Genomic DNA, 17,956 nt, shown 5'->3' with positions numbered 1-17,956 from the left:
CGTCCCGGCCATCGGGCGGACCCTGAAGGAGGTGCGCGGCACCTCCTTCGGGGCCTACCGACGGCGGAGCCGGTTCAGCTGCTCGGCGGCCTTGACGATGCGGCGGTTGCGGAATCCCTCGAGCTCGCGATCGCGACGGTCGATCTCGGCGACGAGCTGACGGCGCTCTTCGGCCCACATCTCCTCGGCGAGCTCGAGGACCGCGGCACCGTCGGCCTCGACGAGCATGTACGTCTGCGCCAGCTCACGCTGCTCGGCCACGAACTCGGCCTCCATGAGGCTCTCGGGCGCCGTAGCCAGCTCGTGACGAGGGGCGGGGAGGAGCTCGAGCGATCGGGCGAGGGAGTCGTCGAACCGGAAGGGGCCGTGGTCGGCGCCCGGCAGCAGGTCGGCGGGATCAGGTTGGCGGAGCAGGTAGATCGGCAGGAGTCGGTCCTGCTGGAGCCGTGCGTAGTCGCGCATGCCGTGGTGACGAGGGCTCGGCTTCAGTCTCGGGTTGTCGCGGTACGCGCGACCCGCTATCTCGACCTTGTGCTCGAACTGGCGCCACGAGCGCCACGGCAGGTGCAGCACCTCGAGCTCGAGACCGGCCGGCGGCTGGCCGGCCGAGGGGATCGACACGTGGTGGTTGCCCTGCTTGACGATGACACCCGCGTCTCCGACGTGGATCGCGTTCGGGGTCGGCTGGGCGTGGACTCCGCCGAGGCGCAGCTGCTCTTCGGAGCGGCCGTCGCGCCAGACGAGACGACCGACGCCCGAGCCCGACCACGCCGGAGGGCCGACGAGGTTGACCACCGGAGCGGTGAAGGCCCCGAGCGAGGTCGGCATCTCACGGAAGACGTCGCGCAGCGTCTTCGAGGGGTCGACGGGACGCAGGAACTCGTCGGCGTCGGCGTTGATGACCCAGTCCGCCCCGAACTCCGTGTGGGCGCGGCGTGCCATGTTGGTGACCAGCTGACCCTGCTGCTTCTTCTGGACCGGTTCGTGGAACAGCCGGATGCGCCCCGCGGCCGCGTACTCCTCGAGGATCTCCGTCGTGCCGTCGGCCGACCCGTTGTCGGTGACGAGGATCTCGTCGACGCCCTGGGCGAGGTGGAACTCGAGCATCGTCTCGATGATGTCCGCCTCGTCGCGCACCATCATGGTCAAAGCCAGCGTCACGTCGGCGCTCCCGGTTCTCGTGGTCTTGTCGTCGGCGGTCATCAGGCGACGGGGCCTCTGCGGCTCGAGACGATCTCGATGGCCTTGTCGAGCATCACCGTGACGTCGTCGGCGACCGAGCCCGTCCGGGTCAGCACGGACTGCGTCGCGGGGACCGCTGCGGTCCGGCCGACGTCGCCGTCCGCCACGACGAGGTCGTAGGAGTGCGCTTCGTCGGGGGAGATCCGGACGGGGTCGCCGACCGTCCAGAGGAAGCTCGTCGCGCCGGGCTGCGGCGAGACGGCGACCGAGCCCTGGATGGTCACGGTCGCATCGTCGAGGTAGTCCGAGGTGCGGTAATGCGTGCCGCGCTGGTCGACGACGACCTCCTGTCCGTGCTGCTGCAGGACGCTGCGGATCTCGTCGACGAGCGGGTCGGTGGACTCGACTCCCCAGGTGGTCTCGTCGAACACGCTGTCGACCTTGATGGCCCAGCGGAGGCTCGGACGGCCAGCCGACGGCCCGTCGGGGACCATGCGGGGCGGGCGCACCACGACGGGGTGGCTGGTCCGCAGCAGGCGGAAGGCCTGGGGGGTGCCGGCGGTGGTGTGCAGCGCCTGGAGACCGGCGGCGGTGTAGCGGGGGAGGTCCGATGCGGGATAGCGCCCACGCCACCGCAGGTCGAACAGACCGCGGTTCAGCACGCTGGAGTTCATCCGGCCGACGCTCTTGGACTCGTGGTGGAAGACGGTCGACTCGAGGACCGTCTCGAAGTGGGCGTCGTCGCGGAGCAGGTTGCCGCGCAGGCACAGGTCGACGTCCTCGAGACCGTTCTGGAACTCCGGATCGAACCCGCGCAGCTGGACCACGTCCGACGCGCGCATCATCAGCGCTGCGGCCGTGACGGCGGAGAACCGTCGCACCCCGGCGGCGTACGCATCGCTGCGCGGGTGGCTCGCCAGGAAGTGCCACGGCATGATGCGCTCGCCGTTGAAGAAGGTGCCGGCGGTCTGCACGGTGCCATCGGGATAGAGGAGGAGCGGCTGCACGCCGACGACATCGGGCGCCTCGCTGAGTCGATCGCGCAGCGCAGCCAACGACCCGGGTGCGACCACGGTGTCGTTGTTGAGGAAGATCGCGAACTCGCCCGAGCTCTGCGCGAAGGCCAGGTTGGAGCCCGTCGAGAAGTTGTGGTTGCGGGGCGAGCGGACGACGCGCACCCGGTCTTCGTCCTCGTAGAGGGCCGTCAGGATCGACGACACGGAGCGACGCGAGCCGTTGTCGACGATGACCACCTCGACGTCGCCGTCGGGCGACGAGTCGAGCACCGCGGCGACCGCGCGGCGGGTCATCGACCAGTCCTCGTAGGTGGGCATGCAGACGGAGATGCGCCCGGCGACCCGCTTCGGGAGTCCGACCTCGAGGGCTTCCCAGTCGATCAGATGCTTGCTGACGACGACCTTCTCCCAGACCCGGGGGTCTGCGGTGGAACGCGGCCTCACCGGTCGCTCGGGGAAGGTGTGTCGGACACCGCGCCCCGCGCGCACGCCGCGGCCCGACGAGAGCAGGCGGATGAGGAGATCGAAGTCCTCCGCGCCTCCCAGGTCGGTGTCCATGCCGCCGATCTCGGCGACGAGCTCGGCCTCGACGACGACGGCGGCCAGAGAGGTGTCGATGCCGCGTTCGCGGAGGGCGACGGGACCGAGGTCGTTGGCACTCCAGGCGACGAGATCGGAGTTGTGCTCGGAGACGCCGGCCGAGAACCAGGCGAACGATGTTCCGCTGCAGCGGGTGACCCCGTCGAGCAGCACACTCGGAGCCCAGCGGGACCCCGCGACCAGGAAGCCGACGGGGCCCGAGGCCACCTGCGCCAGGGCGGCCGCGAGGATGCGGCTCGGGTCGCCGTCGGCGGCCACGAACGTGAAGCGGTCGACGGCGAGACCCGACCCGGCGACGACGTCGCGGGCGGAGTCGACGTCGCCGACGACCACGGCCTTCCAGTCGCCGTGCGTCTGGGCCGCGAGGTCGCTCAGACGCTCGGTCAGGTCGGAGGCCTCGAGGGAGGTCGGGATGACGACCGTCACGGCGCGCGGACCGGCGATGGCCGGATCGGTGGCGGTCGAGCGCTTGGCGCCGACCGGTGCGAGCCAGGCACGCTCTTCGGCGAAACGGCGCGCGTTCTCGACGACGGCGGCGCGGATCGCCGCGGTGGAGTCGTCGGTCTGGAGCGAGCGGAGCTGCGACAGCGGCCCCTCCGCCCCGACGGGGAAGCGGTCGTCGACGGGCCCGCAGGAGGTGCCCGCCGCATCGTCGAGGAGGTACGCGACGCCGAGCTTCTCCGCCGGAGTCGACAGCCCAGCCAGCAGCCATTCGGGCTCGAAGAGGGGGTTGAGGGAGAAGTCCTCACCGCGTGTCCGGCTCATCAGATGACGCGCCGCCGCCTCGTCGGACGAGAACGTCTGCCCCGTCTGGATCTCGTAGTAGCGGCGATCCACGACGCCGGCCCGGGCGATGCGTCTCGCCCAGAGCTCGCGCCGGACGGGGGCCGCCTTGGGCGTCTGAGCGAGACTCCGCAGACCGGCGGTGGCACGGTCTCGAAGAGCGGGTAAGGGGCTCGTGCGTTCGTTGATGATTGCTCCGTCTGTGAATGTCGAGGGCCGCGACGTCGACACGATCTTACCCAGGGGTCGTCGTGCAGCCCGTCGGGTCAGGGGGCCCCGTGTCTCGCGAGCAGCGCAGCCCGCACACGCAGGCCGACGTGGACCACGAGCCGGAGCGGGGCGGCGAGAGGACCGGGATAGAGGGTGTCGACGAACCGCCCGGCCGAGACGTGATGCGCCTTGACCATGGCCGCCCGCCGACCCGACGTCGAGTGCGCGCCGACGTGGACGATCGAGGCCGACGGGACGAAGCGCCTGAGCCAGCCCGCCCGGTGGAGCCGGAGCGAGAGGTCGACGTCTTCGAAGTACATGAAGTAGCCCTCGTCGAAGCCCGAGACGTCGACGTACGCCTCGCGGCGGACGAGCAGGCACGCGCCGCTCAGCCAGTCGACGTCGCGCGAGCCGCCCTCGACCCCCGCCATCAGGTAGGCGGTGCTCCAGGGGTTGTTCTTCCAGATGCGGGCGAAGAGCGCGTGGCCTGTTCCCGAGACGATCGAGGGGAACCGTCGGGCCGACGGGTAGGGCACGCCCGCCTCGTCGGTGATCGCCGGGCCGAGCGCGCCGATGCGGGCGTCCCGCATGCCCTCCTCGACGAGTGCGTCCGCCGAGCCGGGTGCCAGCTCGGTGTCCGGGTTCGCGATCAGGATCCAGTCGACGTCGGCGTCGAGATCCCGCGCAGCGGCGTTGATGGCGCTGCCGTAGCCGACGTTCTCGTCGAGCTCGAGCAACGAGAGGTCGGGGTCGGCGAGGGCCGCGGCGCGGGGGGCGCCGTCGGACGAGCCGTTGTCGACGACGACGACCGTGTACGCCCGCGTCGTGGCCGCGGGCACGGAGGCCAGGAACTTCTCGAGATGCCCGCCCGAGTCGTAGGTGACCGTGACGATGAGGATGCGTCCGTCGGGGCTCATCGGTGTCCTCTCGTCGCCGCACCCGTCCAGGCGCGCTCGTGGGCTTCGGCGCAGGACGCCCAGTCGAAGGTCTCGGCACGCTCTCGGGCACGAGGGCGCAGGTCGTCGCTCGCGGGGGACAGGGCCGTGACGAGTGTAGCGGCGAGCGACGCGTCGTCGACGTCGCTGTACAGGACGCAGTCGCCGCCCACCTCGGGCAGCGACAGGCGCGTCGTGGTCACGACCACCGCGGCGCACGACATCGCCTCGAGCACCGGCAGACCGAAGCCCTCGCCGAGGCTGGGGTAGGCCACGCAGTCGGCGTCGCCGAGGAACGCGGCGAGGGCTTCGAGGGGCAGGTAGCCGAGGAGGCGCACGTCGAGATCGTCCGCCGCGTCGCGTACCGCGTCGTCGACCGTGGCATCCCACCCCGGTGCGCCCGCCAGCAGCAGGGCGGGCGCGCTCAGACCGGCGGCCCGGCGCTCTCGGGCGACCCGTCTCGCCGCGCGGATCAGCGCCGCCGTGTTCTTGCGGGGCTCGAGTGTCCCGAGGAAGGCGATCCAGGTCGCAGGGAGGTCGGGCACGGCGTCGGCCAGGGCCTGGCGGTCGGCGGCGGTGGCGGGATGGAAGATCTCCCCGTCGACTCCGAGAGGAGCGACGACGACACGGCGGAGCGGGCGCCCCAGGGCCTCGCGCACCCCCTCGGCGGTGGCCCGACTGGGTGTCACGACCGTGTCGGCGAGACGCGCCGTCAGTCGTGTCCATGCTCGGAAGAACCGCGCCTTCGACGGGATGTGCCACTCGGGTGAGCTGAAGAACGTCGCGTCGTGCAGTGTGACGACGCGGGCCCGACGTGTGGCCAGAGGCATCGTGTAGTGCGGCGAGTGGATGACGTCGGCGCCCAGTCTGTCGGCCAGGCGGGGGAGGCCCGTCTGCTCCCAGACGAAGCGACCGAGGGTCGACGATGTGAGGGCGGGTGCCGCGAAGATGCGCGCACCCGGGGCCGCACGGAGCAGCTCGGCCTCCGCCCCGGGGCTGACGACGACGATCAGCTCGACGACGCCCCGCGAGGCGACCTCACGGACGAGCGAGACGATGTAACGGCCGACGCCGCCGAGCGAATCGGGCATCGACGTCGCATCGAGGAGGACCCTCGGTGTGCTGGTCGAGTGCCGAGAGGCGTTCGAGTATGATGACGTGTCGATCTTTCGAGTCTAGACCAGGAGCATCGGCGACGAGTCTCTGTCGCCACCTGGCAGAAAGCTGTTGCATGACGTACTTCCGAGAACTCTGGGCGTCCCGGGAACTCCTGCTGAATCTCACCATGAGAGAGATCACGGGACGATACAAGCGCACTGTTCTCGGACAGCTCTGGTCGCTTCTCAACCCGCTCGCCTCCATGCTCGTCTACACGATCGTCTTCGGCATCATCTTCCGAAGCGACCCGGGCCCCGGTGATCCCAGCGGACTCGACGTCTTCGCGCTCTGGCTGCTCTGCGGGCTGCTGCCCTTCCAGTTCTTCCAGAACGCGGTGAACGGCGGCATGGGCGCCATCTGGGCCAACACGGCTCTCGTGAAGAAGGTCTACTTCCCGCGGACGAACCTCGTGCTCGCCGCCTCGTTCTCGGCGGCGTTCAACTGGTCGATCGAGATGCTGATCCTCGCCGCGGCCGTCCTGGTGGCCGGCGCCTTCGTGCTGCCGTTCCTGCCCCTCGTCGTCGTCTTCATGGTGCTGCTGGTGATCATGTCGACGGGCATCGGGCTCATCCTCGCCGTGGTCAACGTCTACTTCCAGGACATGCAGCACATCATCGGCATCGCGCTCCGACTGCTGATGTACCTGAGCCCCGTCGTCTACCCGGTGAGCTACGTCGCCGACCGGTCCGCCAACTTCGGGCCGATCGTCGGCGACATCACGCTGCTGCAGATCTACGAGCTGAACCCGCTCGAACGCTTCATCAGCGTCTTCCGGCAGCTGCTGTACGACAACCGTCTGCCCGACATGAGCGACACGCTCTGGTGCCTCGCCTGGACCATCGTGTTCGCGGTCGTGGGAATCCTGGTCTTCAAGGCCAACGAGAAGAAGCTGGCGGAAATGCTGTGACCGAACCCGCAGTGGTCGTCGACCACGTCTCGAAGAAGTTCCGCCTGTTCAAAGAGAGCAACCGCTCGCTCAAGTCCGTCGCCATGCGGGGTCGTTCCGTCCATGAGGACTTCTGGGCAGTGCGCGACGTCAGCTTCACCGTCCCCCAGGGGTCGACCTTCGGCTTGATCGGTCGCAACGGCTCGGGCAAGTCCACGCTGCTCAAGACCCTGGCGAAGATCCTCTACCCCGACCGCGGCACGATCTCCTCGACGGGGCGTCTCGCCGCGATGCTCGAGGTCGGCAGCGGCTTCCACCCCGAGCTGTCGGGGCGCGAGAACATCTACCTCAACGGGTCGATCCTCGGGCTGAGCCGCAAGCAGATCTCCGCACGGCTCGACGAGATCATCGATTTCTCCGAGGTGGGCGACTTCATCGACCAGCCGGTCAAGAACTACTCGTCGGGCATGTACGTCCGGCTCGGGTTCTCGATCGCGATCACCGTCCGTCCCGACATCCTCGTCGTCGACGAGGTGCTCGCGGTCGGCGACTCGGCCTTCCAGCGCAAGAGCGCGAAGAAGTTCGAAGAGCTCCGCGACGGTGGTCGCACGGTCATCCTCGTCACCCACTCGATGGCCAACATCCGCAACATGTGCGACCACGTCGCCTGGCTCGACCGCGGCAAGCTCGTCAGGGTCGGCGAGGCCAAGCCCGTCTCCGCCGAGTACGAGGAGTTCATGCGCTCGCAGTGATGCTCCGGCGTCTCCGTCAGCGTGTGATCAGCGCGCGGATCTCGGCGGAGGTCAGCGTCGTCGTACGACGCAGTCGTCGGCGCGTCGCCAGATCGCGGGGGAGCGCCCGTAGCGCGCCGAGCGTGCCTCGAGCGACCGGCCCCAGCGTGCGCCGTCCCGCAGGGCTCGTCGCGAGACGGGCCATCCTCACCAGGGCGGACGCCCAGGCTGCGGAGGCGACTCGGGCCGGAGCGTGGCGGGTGGCGACGATCAGCCGGTTGCGCGTGTTGTAGAACGTGAAGACGGGGCTGTCGAGCCCGCTGCTGAAGGCGTGTCGATGCGTCACGACCGCGTCATGGGCGTAGCCGACGTCGTATCCGTGTCGTCGCAGGCGCCAGCTCAACTCGGTGTCCTCGTAATACAGGAACAGCGTGGGGTCGAAGTTCCCGACCTCGTCGAGAGCACTCCGACGGAGGGCGGCGGCGCCGCCGCAGAAGCCGAACACCTCAGGAGGTGCAGGAGGCGCGTCGTCCCTCTCGAGGTAGCCACGGTCGCGCCCGTTGCCGGTGGGCCCGACCTCGGAGCCCGTGGAGTTGACGAGCGGCACGCCGCGGTCGTCCTCGCTTCCGGCGAGCACGATGTGCCCGGTCACGGCGCCGCGCCGCGGACCGCCGCGGTCGAGGGCGTCGACGATCCGCTCGATGAAGTCGGGGTCGACCGTGGCGTCGTTGTTCACGAGGACGATCGCCTCGCCGGTCGTGGAGTCGATCCCGAGCGCCACGCCGCCCGCGAAGCCGAGATTGACCTGCGAACGCACGATCGCCGCCGACGGAGCGACAGCGCGGGCGAGCACCACCGAGTCGTCGACCGAGCCGTTGTCGACGACCGTGATCGTCACGGCGCGGCTGGAGCGGTCGGCCGAGACCAGCAGGGACCGGAGGCAGTCGCCCAGGACGGCCGAGCCGTTCCAGTTCACGACGACGACATCGACGGAGATCATGCGTCGCCTTTCACCGAACTTATGGGTCGCGACCCGACGACGGTCGAGGTTATGATCGCTGCACAACACATGACGTCTGGACCAGCATCCGGCCCGAGAATATCAGAGCGATCAGGCGCTCGGACCGCAGGGGCACTCCCGCGCTGGGTCCGGCGGCGTCGACCGATCAGGGGATACGCCTATGTTCACCGATTCCAGGCGGGCACGACCGCGACGAGCGCTGACCAGGGTCGTGGCGGTCGTCGCGGCGTCGATGCTGCTGGCGACGGTCGCCGTCGTGGCCGACGGGACGACGGCCCCTCGGGCGGAGGCCGCCACGGGCTCGGACTTCAACCCCGGCTTCATCATCAGCGATCAGAACTTCTACGATGCGTCGTCGATGACCGGCGATCAGGTGCAGACCTTCCTCCAGGCACGGGGCAGCGCGTCGTGCACGGGGGCCACCTGTCTGAAGCACGTCAGGGTCGATTCGCAGAACCGTGTGGCCGACAACGTGTGCCGTGCCTACACGGGTGGCAGGTCCGTGCGGTTCGCGGACGTCCTCTCGCGGGTCGCCGCGGCATGCGGCATCAACCCCAAGGTGCTCCTGGTGACCCTTGAGAAGGAGCAGTCGCTCATCACGACGTCGAGGTCGCCGAGCCGGTCGACCCTCGACCGGGCGCTCGGCTACGGCTGCCCCGACACGGCCGCGTGCGACCCCGCCTTCGCGGGTCTCGACCGGCAGATCTACTCGGCTGCGCGTCAGTTCAAGAACTACTCCGTGGCCTCGGACTTCTTCACGTGGTTCCCCGTCGGGGGCACGGTGTCGGTCTCGTACCAGGCCAACGCCCCCTCCTGCGGCAGCTCCCGGGTGACGATCCAGAACAAGGCGACAGCGGCTCTCTACTACTACACGCCCTATCAGCCCAACGCGGCGGCTCTGAAGAACCTGTACGGCACGGGCGACTCGTGCTCCGCCTACGGCAACCGCAACTTCTGGCGACTCTTCAGCGACTGGTTCGGCAGCCCCATCGGCAGGGTCGACCCGCGCGGCGCCCTCGACGCGGCCTCCCTCGACGGGCTCGGGGTGGCTCGAGTGTCCGGCTGGGCGGCCGACCCGGACACCGCTGCGCCGATCTCCGTCCACCTGTACGTCGACGGGCGGGCGACGACGAGCGTCCGCGCCGATCGCAATCGACCGGACATCGCCCGCGCCTACCCCGAGTGGGGTGCCCGACACGGGTACGCCGCCACGCTCACGGGGCTCTCCGCGGGCACCCACCAGGTGTGCGCCTACGGGATCAACGTGTCGGTCGGGAAGAACAGTCTCCTCGGCTGCCGCTCCGTGACGACGCCGACGCAGCCGCGGGGCAGCGTCGACTCGGTGCGCGCGACGGGCCCCGGCACCGTCTCGTTGGCCGGCTGGGCGATCGACCCGAACACGACGGCGCCCATCCGCGTCCACGCCTACGTCGACGGTCGGGCGGTGACGTCGGTCCCGGCGAACGGCGCGCGCCCGGATATCGTGTCCTCCGTCCCCGGCTACGGGGCCGCACACGGCTACTCGACCACGCTGACGGGCCTGAAGCCCGGTGATCGTCGCGTCTGCGTCTACGGGATCAACGTCGGTCGGGGCAGCAACGCCCTCCTCGGCTGCAAGACGGTCAGTGTGCCGTCGGGCTCTCCCGTCGGCCGGCTCGACTCGACCACGAGTCCGCAGAAGGGCGTCGTGAAGGCATCCGGGTGGGCGCTCGACCCCGACACGGCCTCCTCCATCACCGTGCATCTCTACATCGACGGCAAGCCGGTCCTCGCGACACCCGCCACCGGTTCGCGCCCCGACGTCGCCGGCGCCTACCCGGGCTACGGGGCAGCTCACGGCTACTCGGCGAGCATCTCCGGCGTCGCGCCCGGCACGCGCCAGGTGTGCGCCTACGGGATCAACGTGGGCGTCGGGAAGAACATCGCCATCGGCTCGTGCAAGACCGTGGTCGTCTCGTGAGGAGACCACGACTGGTGGCTGCCATCGCAGGAGGCGCGGTGATCGTCGTCGCCGCAGGAGTCGCCCTGTACGTGCTGCGTCCGACCACGGACGATGCGGCGGGGCCTGTGCCCACGTCGGAGGCACCCAGCCCGACGGCGACGGCGACGGCGACACCCGCACCGTCGCGCACGGCGACGGCTCCGGCTCCGTCGGCTTCGGCTCCGCAGCTGGAGACGCCTCCGGCGCAGTCCGACGACGATGCGACGTCGTCGGGTTCCGCGCCCGTGGTCCCCGAACCCCAGGCGGCGCCCTCGGCCCGTCCGACCGCCGCGCCCGACGACTCGGTGGACGATCAGGATCTCACCACCGTCACGGTGACCGTGCCGACGGCCCGATGGGACGCGGCGACCGAGACGCTGACCGCGGCGGGGATCGTCGACGGCGTCGTCGAGACCGGAGGGGTGTGCACCCTCGAGGCCAGATCGGGTGGTGAGGTCGTGCGGGCGACGTCGACGGCTCGAGGCGATGCGACGGCGACGTACTGCGGTTCGGTCTCGGTCAGCACCGCGGACCGCGCGGCCGGAGACTGGTCGGTGACGATGTCGTACCGCTCGTCCACGTCGACCGGCACGTCGGCGGTCGTCCCGGTCGGCGTCCGTCGATCCTGACCGGAAGCCGGACGGGCCCGCCCGCCCCCGAGGGGCTGGCGGGCCCGTCGTCTTCTCAGCGGGGCTTGATCAGACGGCGTCGCACCCGGGTGTAGACCGCGTTGACGCCGCCGTGGCGGAGGTAGAACAGCGCCCGCTCGGCGTCGTGCGCGAGACCGTGACGACGAGGCGGTCGCACGGTGATCAGGCTGCGAGCCGATCGCCGGCCAGGGCCGGGGGCCCCCGGCATGGGCGCGCTCGATCGCGGCGTCTTGTCGGCGGCACGTACGGGCTGACGGCAGAACTCGAGGAGGGGCGCGAGAGCGTTCTCCCACACGAACTGCTTCCGCACGGCGGCGATCTCGCGCTTGGCCGACGCTCTCGCCTCGTCGTCGTAGAGCATCGACTCGAGAGCGGCCGACAGGGCGTCGACGTCGAGCTCGGGGACGGCGATGCCGAGCCCGCTGCTCTCCACGAGGTCGCCGAAGCTGTCGCCGCGCGTGCTGACGATGGGCAGACCCGTCCAGAGGTAGTCCAGGATCCGCGTGCGGAACGAGAAGGTGGTCTCGACGTGCGTGAAGTGCGTCGAGACCCCGGCGTCCGCTTCGAGCAGGTAGTTCTGGCGGTCCTCGTAGTCGACCCACGAGTCGTTCAGGAAGACGTTCTTGTCGAGCACGCCCAGCTGGCGGGCGAGATCTCGGGTCTCGGCGACGATGGCCATCTCGGGGACGTCGGGGTTGGGATGCTTCGTCCCCATGAAGAACAGCCGGACGTCGTCGCGTCGCGTCGCGAGATCGGCGACCGCTCGCACCAGGGTCTTCGGGTCGAACCAGTTGTAGAGACCACCGGCCCAGACGACGATCTTGTCGTCCTCGCCGATGCCGGGGACGACGCCCCGGAGAGCGCGTCGCGTGTGCACGGGCTCGCTGTCGGGCAGACCGAACGGCGCGATGGCGAGCAGCGAGTTGAGCGACTCGTCACGGCTGTAGTTGTGGGCGTTGATGCGGCCCATGGCGGCCATCTGCCCGAGCCAGAAGAGCCTCTGGCGCTCGGACGCGCAGAGGAAGAAGTCGCCGAGACCGATCTGCTTGTTCAGCGAGTCGGCGGCACCCAGGATCTGGTCGTCCCACTCGTCGAGGTCCTTCTCCCGTCCCTGTTCGAGCTGCTCGAGGTGCATCGGGTCGTAGATGTCAACGACGAGCACCTTCTGCGTGCTCTCGAGCACCTCGAACTGCTGGAGCGCGTAGCCCTGGACGACGATGACGTCCGCCCAGTCCTCGTGACGGGCCATGGCGGCCGGGAAGTGCGGCGACACGACCTCGATGTCGAAGGGAGCCTCCATCGTCTCGGCCGTGGTGAGGCTGACGACGCGGACGTCGTGCTCCTTCGAGAGCAGCAGAGCCATGTTCCAGACCCGGATCGCCGGCCCGGCCATCTTCTTGCCGAAGGAGTCGCCGGTGACGATGAGGATGCGTCGTCGGTTCGAGGCCGTGGCGGAGGGGTCGTCCGTCGACGCCTCGAGGGAGGACGGTCGCCCGGCCATGACGGCGAACGCGTCGACCACGGCGTCGTAGCCGTCGAGGTAGCGGGGCATGTCGGCCAGCGGGGTGTCGGTGACCCCGAACAGTCGCGAGAGCTCGCGGTCGGTTCGACGTCGACCGGCCTGCAGCTCACGGCGGGTCTCGGTCAGCGAGGGGAGGTCGTCGACGAAGGCGTCGATGGCGAAGGCGCCGGCGGCACTCGTCTTGGGGATGGACATGTCGGGATCGCTGTCGTCGCCGGGCACCCGCAGGTCGAGCACGCCGGAGTCGACTCCGCCCCGGGCGAGAGAGCGACGGATGATGAGCGACATCGCGGCCGGGAGGGCACTGTTGAGCGACTCCTCGTCGAGGTTCTTGTAGATCGTGTAGAGGGCGTTGCGCTCGAGCAGGTACATCTCTCGGAAGTCGCCGTAGTCCTTCATCGAGGCGTGGTGCTTGTGGTACGCCAAGGACGCCGGCTGGTAGCGGACGCGCCACCCCAGCAGGTTCAGCCGCCAGCCGAGGTCGACGTCGTCGTAGAACATGAAGAGGCGCTCGTCGAAGCCGCCCACCTGCTCGAAGACCTCGGCCCGGACGAACAGGGCGGCACCGGTGCCGAAGAGGATGTCTCGGGCCTCGTCGTGGCTGCCGTCGTCGGGCTCGAGGTAGTGCGGCTTGTGACCCATGCCGAACCACGAGACGGCGGAGTCGACGAAGTCGATCTTCCGGCCCTCCCAGTCGAGCACCTTCGAGGCCACCGCGGCGATGTCCCGACCCTGGTGGAAGGTCTGCACGGCCGCGCGGACCCAGGCCGCGTCGGGGCGCGCGTCGTTGTTCAGGAAGGCGACGAACTCGCCGCTCGACTTCGCCACGCCGAGGTTGCTCCCGCCCGTGAACCCGAGGTTCTTCTTGGACTTGACGAGCATGATGTCGCGGTGCGCCTCGCGGATGCGGGCCGCGCTGTCATCGCCCGAGCCGTTCTCGACGACGATGATCTCGAGGCGCTCCTTCGGCCAGTCGACCTTCTTGAGCTCGGAGATGCAGGCGATGGTGTCGTCCGCACCGCGGAAGTTCACGAGGACGACGGAGACGACTCCGGGGCGGCGTTCAGTCACGAAGGGCCTTTCACAGGGGGCGGAACGGCGAGTCTAGCAACCGGCCGACACGCCGGATGGGGCTCGGTGCCCCGGCAGCATGCCACGATGGATGCTCATCTGCTCGGTCGCCCAGGGGGAATCCATGTCGTCAACTGCTCCTCCGGCGATGGTCGCCGACGATGGCACCTCGGCCGGTCCTGTCGCGCGCAGGATCGCGGGGATCGCCGTGCCCCTGCTGCTCGTCGTCGTCGGCACGGTGGTGTCGTGGCTGCGTCTCCCTCCCGCGGCGCGCTCCACCCTCTGGGCCGAGGACGGTCGCAACTTCATCGGGGACCGCATCGCGGACGGCCCGATCGCCGGCCTGCTGACCGTCTACGAGGGGTACTTCCACGTCGTACCGCGGATCATCGCCGACCTCGTGGTCTCACTGCTGCCGGTCGACCGGTACGCCGTCGCGATGTCGGCCGCCTCCTGCGTCGTGGTCGGTCTCGTGACCGCCCTCGTCTACGTCACCTCGCGCTCGGTCGTGCCCGGGGTCGCGGGCCGGGTCGTCGTCGCGTCCATCACCTTCCTGGTGCCGAGCGCCTCGATCGAGGTGCTCGGCAACACCGCGAACCTGCACTGGTACTTCATCTGGGCCGCACCGTGGATGCTCCTGTCCGAACCGCGGACGAGACGGAGCGGCGTCCTGCTCGGCGTCGTGATGCTCGCGGCCGGCCTGACCGAGATCCAGCTGATCCTCTTCGTGCCGCTCGTGCTGCTGGCCTGGCGCCGACCGTTCGCACGCCCGATGTGCGTCGCGCTCGTCTTGAGCGTCGGTGCCCAGGTCGCCGCGACCCTGCTGTCTCCTCGAACCGAGAACACCAACGCGATCAGCGGCCTCGACTCGATCGCCATCGGGTATCTGCTCAACGCGGTGGGCGGAACGATCGCGGCGACGACGGACGGCGTGAAGAACCTGGTCGCGGACGCAGGACTCCTGCCGTTCGTCCTCACTCTGCTCGTGGCGGTCGCCGCCGCCGTCTACCTCGTGGTCCGCGGAGATCTGCGCGAGCGCGTCTTCGCCGTGACAGCGGCCGCCGCCTCCGCAGGGATCTGGGTGGCCGCGGTGACGCTGAACCCCCAAGAGCAGTTCGAGTACGCGCAGACGATCGACGAAGGGCTCCCGACGTTCGTCCTGCTGCGCTACGCGGTCGTCCCCTCGATGTTCCTCCTGGCGGTGACGGTGGTGGCCGCGTCACGACTCTGGCGCGAGCGTGGCCCCGTCCGTCTCATCGCCCCGCTGCTGGCGGTGCTCGTCGTCGCCGTCCAGCTGAGCGGCGTCGTCACGACGGAGAACCGCCGACACAAAGGCCCCATCTGGTCGGTGCAGGTGGACCAGGCCGAGACGGCCTGCCTCTCGATCGATCCGTCCGCCGTCGAGACCATCCGGACGGCGCCGGAGCGGCGTTCGCCCCCCAGTCCCTGGAACGTCATGATCGAATGCGACGATCTCCTCGACGGCCGCGTGGAGTGACCCGGGCTCGAGCAGACCGGGTCGTCAGTTCGGCAGGCGGGAGCGCCACGACCGCTTGCGGGCGGCGACGGTGGCCACCGTCACGAAGAGCATCAGCGAGCCCTCGAACAGCACGTAGCTCTCCGCCAGGGCCGTGACCCCGATCAGCACGAGCACGAGGGCCGGCCAGACGTAGGCGACGATCGGGTGGCCGGAGGCGGTGGTCCAGCTCCGGACGAACGCGAGGGTCCCGGCGACGACGAAGAGCAGGACGCCGGCGAGGCCGAGCTGCAGCCCCATGTCGTAGAAGGCGTTCAGGCCCGTCGCATGCGGACGGCCGCTCGGCGAGATGATGGTCGAGAACGGGAAGATCTCGCCGGGCCACTGCCCCACGAAGCCCCACCCCGTCACGTCGTGGACGCTCGTCAGCTCGCGGATCCGCGCCCAGAGGGCCGTCCGGACCGACAGGTCGGCCGTGGCGTCGACGGAGTCGAGGAGGCGCGAACGGCCCGCGTAGGCCAGCGTCCCGCCGATCACGACGAGCGTCGCCAGCGCTCCCTGCAGCAGAGGGCGACGCCGTTCGGGCGCCCGACGCAGCGCGTTGAGCGCCAGCCCGGCCACCACGAGTGCGAGAACCGCCACGGCCGTGACCGGCGAGCGGGCGAGCAGCAGGGTCGTCATGGCGACCAGCCCGGAGGCGACCGCCTGCGGACGGGGCACAGACCGGGTGAGGAACTCGACGGCGAAGGTGATGAGGGCCAGTGCGGCGAGGTAGCCGATGTAGTTGCGCGTGCCGGCGATGCCCTGGATGGGCCCGCCGTAGGCCAGGTTGCCCTGGATGCCGAGGAAGGGGATGGGCTGGTCGATGAGCAGCCCGCTGAACACCTCGAGAGCCAGCGAGGTCACCAGCACGATCCGCAGTGCGTCGCCGACGGCGCGCACCACCTGGACGAGATCCCGTCCGAGCGCGAGGTAGATGCCGAGGGCGCCGAACGCGGCCGCGTACGCCGCGCCTCCTACGGTCACCCAGGTGTACTCGCTCCAGAACACGCTGAGGCCCATGAACCCGAACAGGGCGATGAGCGACACGGGCAGGATGCCGCGCCACTCGATGTGGTGCCGCTGGCCGAAGAGCGAGACGCCGGCCAGGACGACCAGGGCCGCCAGGATCGCCACGGAGCCCGGCCAGCCCATCAGCGTGCGGACCGACTCGGTCGTGAAGGCGTAGAGCACGATGGCGACCGCGAGGGCCTGGCTGAAGTGACCGCCCGCCGAGAACCCGATCCAGGCCGACACGTAGCGGCGGATCGGGTCGCGCTCGTCTCGGGTCTGCCTCACGCGACCATTGTGGCAGGGCGGCCTCTGGGCGCCGTCGTCACGGACGGAGGGCGTCGGTGGGCTCGGCGACCCGGTCGTGGTCGCTCCAGCCGTGGGCGTCGCGCCGGGTCACGACCACGACCACGACCAGCAGCGCGAAACCCCACTCGACGATCAGGCGTGACTCGGCGATGCCGTGCACGAGCAGCGCGACGACGAGCAGCAGCGGCAGCAGGTCGAGCGTCGCCCACGGGGCCTCCCGCCCGACGCCGAGGACACGGCGGTCGGTGGCCCACCACCACGAGCGCGCCAGCACGCCGAGGCACACGAGGCCGAAGAGCACGAGCCCGATCCAGCCGAGCTGGAACCAGACGTCGAGGTAGGCGTCGTGCGCCTGCAGATAGACGACGCCGTTCCGCTCGGCGAGGTCGGTGAACGGGGCGGCCCAGGGAACCCAGTAGCCGACCCAGCCCCAGCCGACGACCGGGTGCTGCGCGCCCAGGTCGAGCACCGCGGCCCAGATGTCGGTGCGGCCGGTGAGGTCGCTGCTGCGACCCAGCGCGCCGAGCAGAGGCGTGCGGGCGAGCACGGCGACGACGGCCACGACCACGACGGCGGCCACGGCGGCCAGGTACAGACGAGGACGCCGAGGAGGCGCGGTGCGGCGGACCAGCAGCACGAGCGCCAGCACGGCCACCACGGCGAGGCCGCTCGCCGCGGTGGTCGCCGATCGGGTGAGCAGCAGGGCGGCGATCGCGAGGGCGACCCCGATCGTGCCCGCACGCGAGCTGATGGTGCGGGCCGACCACTGCGACGCGGTGACGACGAGCGCCAGGAGGGCCAGGATGCCCAGGATGTTGCTGTTGCCCTGCAGCCCCTGGATGCGACCGCCCTCGAGCAGCACGTCGCGCGACCAGAAGAAGGCGTCGGGCACCCCGCCGGTGCAGTCGAGGTAGACGGGGCAGACTGGGCGTCGGACGAGGGTCGCGACGATCAGCTCGAAGAGCAGCGACAGACCGACGTGGATGCGGAGGGCCCGACCGAGCGCCGCGACGATGAGCGGCCAGGGGAGCGACCAGGCGACCGCCAGGGCGCCGAGCATGGTGGCCAGGGTCGCGACGATGCCGAGCGCCGACGCGCCGGGGTACTGCGACCAGGTGATCGAGACGACCGCCCAGATCGTGAAGAGCACGAGCAGCCGGGGGAGCCGCCGGGGGTCGGGCCGGTTGCGGGCGACGACGACCGCGGAGGCGACGACCATCGCCCCGCAGGCGACGCCCCAGCCCCAGAAGGAGGTGCCGTTGCGGAGCACGTCGCCGCCGAACAGGACGAGGAACGCCAGCGTCGCGAAGACCGTGCCCTGTCGACGCGGTGCCAGGACCGCGGGCGGGGAGGTGGTCGTCGACGTCATGGGCA

13 protein-coding genes are annotated in these 17,956 nt (G+C 70.1%); 5 read left to right on the top strand and 8 right to left on the bottom strand.

The features are described from left to right. Positions 1–54 precede the first annotated feature (54 nt). The 4 genes from SOM11_RS00475 to SOM11_RS00460 all read right to left on the bottom strand — a co-directional run bounded on the left by SOM11_RS00475 (position 55) and on the right by SOM11_RS00460 (position 5,817). Positions 55–1,203, bottom strand: coding sequence for a glycosyltransferase family 2 protein (locus SOM11_RS00475; RefSeq protein ID WP_192058515.1), 1,149 nt, complete (start codon positions 1,201–1,203; stop codon positions 55–57). Further along, positions 1,203–3,635, bottom strand: a complete 2,433-nt coding sequence (locus SOM11_RS00470) for a glycosyltransferase (protein ID WP_320476883.1) — start codon at positions 3,633–3,635, stop codon at positions 1,203–1,205. Before SOM11_RS00470 ends, SOM11_RS00475 begins: the two co-directional genes overlap by 1 nt. Before the next feature lie 212 nt (positions 3,636–3,847). Continuing rightward, positions 3,848–4,708 carry a glycosyltransferase family 2 protein gene (locus tag SOM11_RS00465; RefSeq protein ID WP_320476882.1) on the bottom strand — a complete coding sequence of 287 codons (861 nt, stop codon included), beginning with the start codon at positions 4,706–4,708 and terminating at the stop codon, positions 3,848–3,850. Further along, positions 4,705–5,817 carry a glycosyltransferase family 1 protein gene (locus tag SOM11_RS00460; RefSeq protein WP_320476881.1) on the bottom strand — a complete coding sequence of 371 codons (1,113 nt, stop codon included), beginning with the start codon at positions 5,815–5,817 and terminating at the stop codon, positions 4,705–4,707. Before SOM11_RS00460 ends, SOM11_RS00465 begins: the two co-directional genes overlap by 4 nt. 140 nt (positions 5,818–5,957) lie before the next feature. Between SOM11_RS00460 and SOM11_RS00455 the strand changes: the two genes are divergently transcribed. Next, positions 5,958–6,791: an ABC transporter permease gene (locus tag SOM11_RS00455; protein WP_192058505.1), complete on the top strand. Its 834-nt coding sequence runs from the start codon at positions 5,958–5,960 to the stop codon at positions 6,789–6,791. Continuing rightward, positions 6,788–7,522 carry an ABC transporter ATP-binding protein gene (locus tag SOM11_RS00450; protein WP_243213575.1) on the top strand — a complete coding sequence of 245 codons (735 nt, stop codon included), beginning with the start codon at positions 6,788–6,790 and terminating at the stop codon, positions 7,520–7,522. Before SOM11_RS00455 ends, SOM11_RS00450 begins: the two co-directional genes overlap by 4 nt. A gap of 16 nt (positions 7,523–7,538) precedes the next feature. On the opposite strand, the gene SOM11_RS00445 is transcribed toward SOM11_RS00450, so the two are convergent. Then, positions 7,539–8,501, bottom strand: a complete 963-nt coding sequence (locus SOM11_RS00445) for a glycosyltransferase family 2 protein (protein ID WP_320476880.1) — start codon at positions 8,499–8,501, stop codon at positions 7,539–7,541. A gap of 181 nt (positions 8,502–8,682) precedes the next feature. Here SOM11_RS00445 and SOM11_RS00440 point away from each other — a divergent pair, with 181 nt between their 5' ends. Next, a complete protein-coding gene (locus tag SOM11_RS00440) occupies positions 8,683–10,482 on the top strand; it encodes a hypothetical protein (protein WP_320476879.1) in 1,800 nt (599 codons plus the stop codon). A 14-nt stretch (positions 10,483–10,496) separates the two neighbouring features. Then, positions 10,497–11,132 carry a hypothetical protein gene (locus SOM11_RS00435; protein WP_320476878.1) on the top strand — a complete coding sequence of 212 codons (636 nt, stop codon included), beginning with the start codon at positions 10,497–10,499 and terminating at the stop codon, positions 11,130–11,132. Between the two features lie 55 nt (positions 11,133–11,187). Here SOM11_RS00435 and SOM11_RS00430 read toward each other — a convergent pair whose 3' ends face one another. Beyond that, complete coding sequence (locus SOM11_RS00430; protein ID WP_320476877.1) at positions 11,188–13,746, bottom strand: glycosyltransferase; 2,559 nt, start codon at positions 13,744–13,746, stop codon at positions 11,188–11,190. Between the two features lie 124 nt (positions 13,747–13,870). Here SOM11_RS00430 and SOM11_RS00425 point away from each other — a divergent pair, with 124 nt between their 5' ends. Beyond that, the gene (locus SOM11_RS00425; RefSeq protein ID WP_320476876.1) at positions 13,871–15,244 is read left to right on the top strand and encodes a hypothetical protein; all 1,374 of its coding nucleotides are present in this window, start codon (positions 13,871–13,873) and stop codon (positions 15,242–15,244) included. 24 nt (positions 15,245–15,268) lie between these two features. Here SOM11_RS00425 and SOM11_RS00420 read toward each other — a convergent pair whose 3' ends face one another. Next, on the bottom strand, positions 15,269–16,561 hold the full coding sequence (locus SOM11_RS00420) for an exopolysaccharide production protein (RefSeq protein WP_192058493.1): 1,293 nt from the start codon (positions 16,559–16,561) through the stop codon (positions 15,269–15,271). Positions 16,562–16,598: 37 nt separating this feature from the next. Beyond that, positions 16,599–17,951 (bottom strand): O-antigen ligase family protein, encoded by a 1,353-nt coding sequence (locus tag SOM11_RS00415; RefSeq protein ID WP_320476875.1) that lies wholly within the window; start codon positions 17,949–17,951, stop codon positions 16,599–16,601. Positions 17,952–17,956 lie beyond the last annotated feature (5 nt).

It is taken from the genome of Frigoribacterium sp. CFBP9029 (assembly GCF_034045305.1).
Lineage (GTDB): Bacteria > Actinomycetota > Actinomycetes > Actinomycetales > Microbacteriaceae > Frigoribacterium.
Note: the sequence above shows the minus strand (reverse complement) of the source record. Positions and strands in the feature narration are given on the sequence as shown.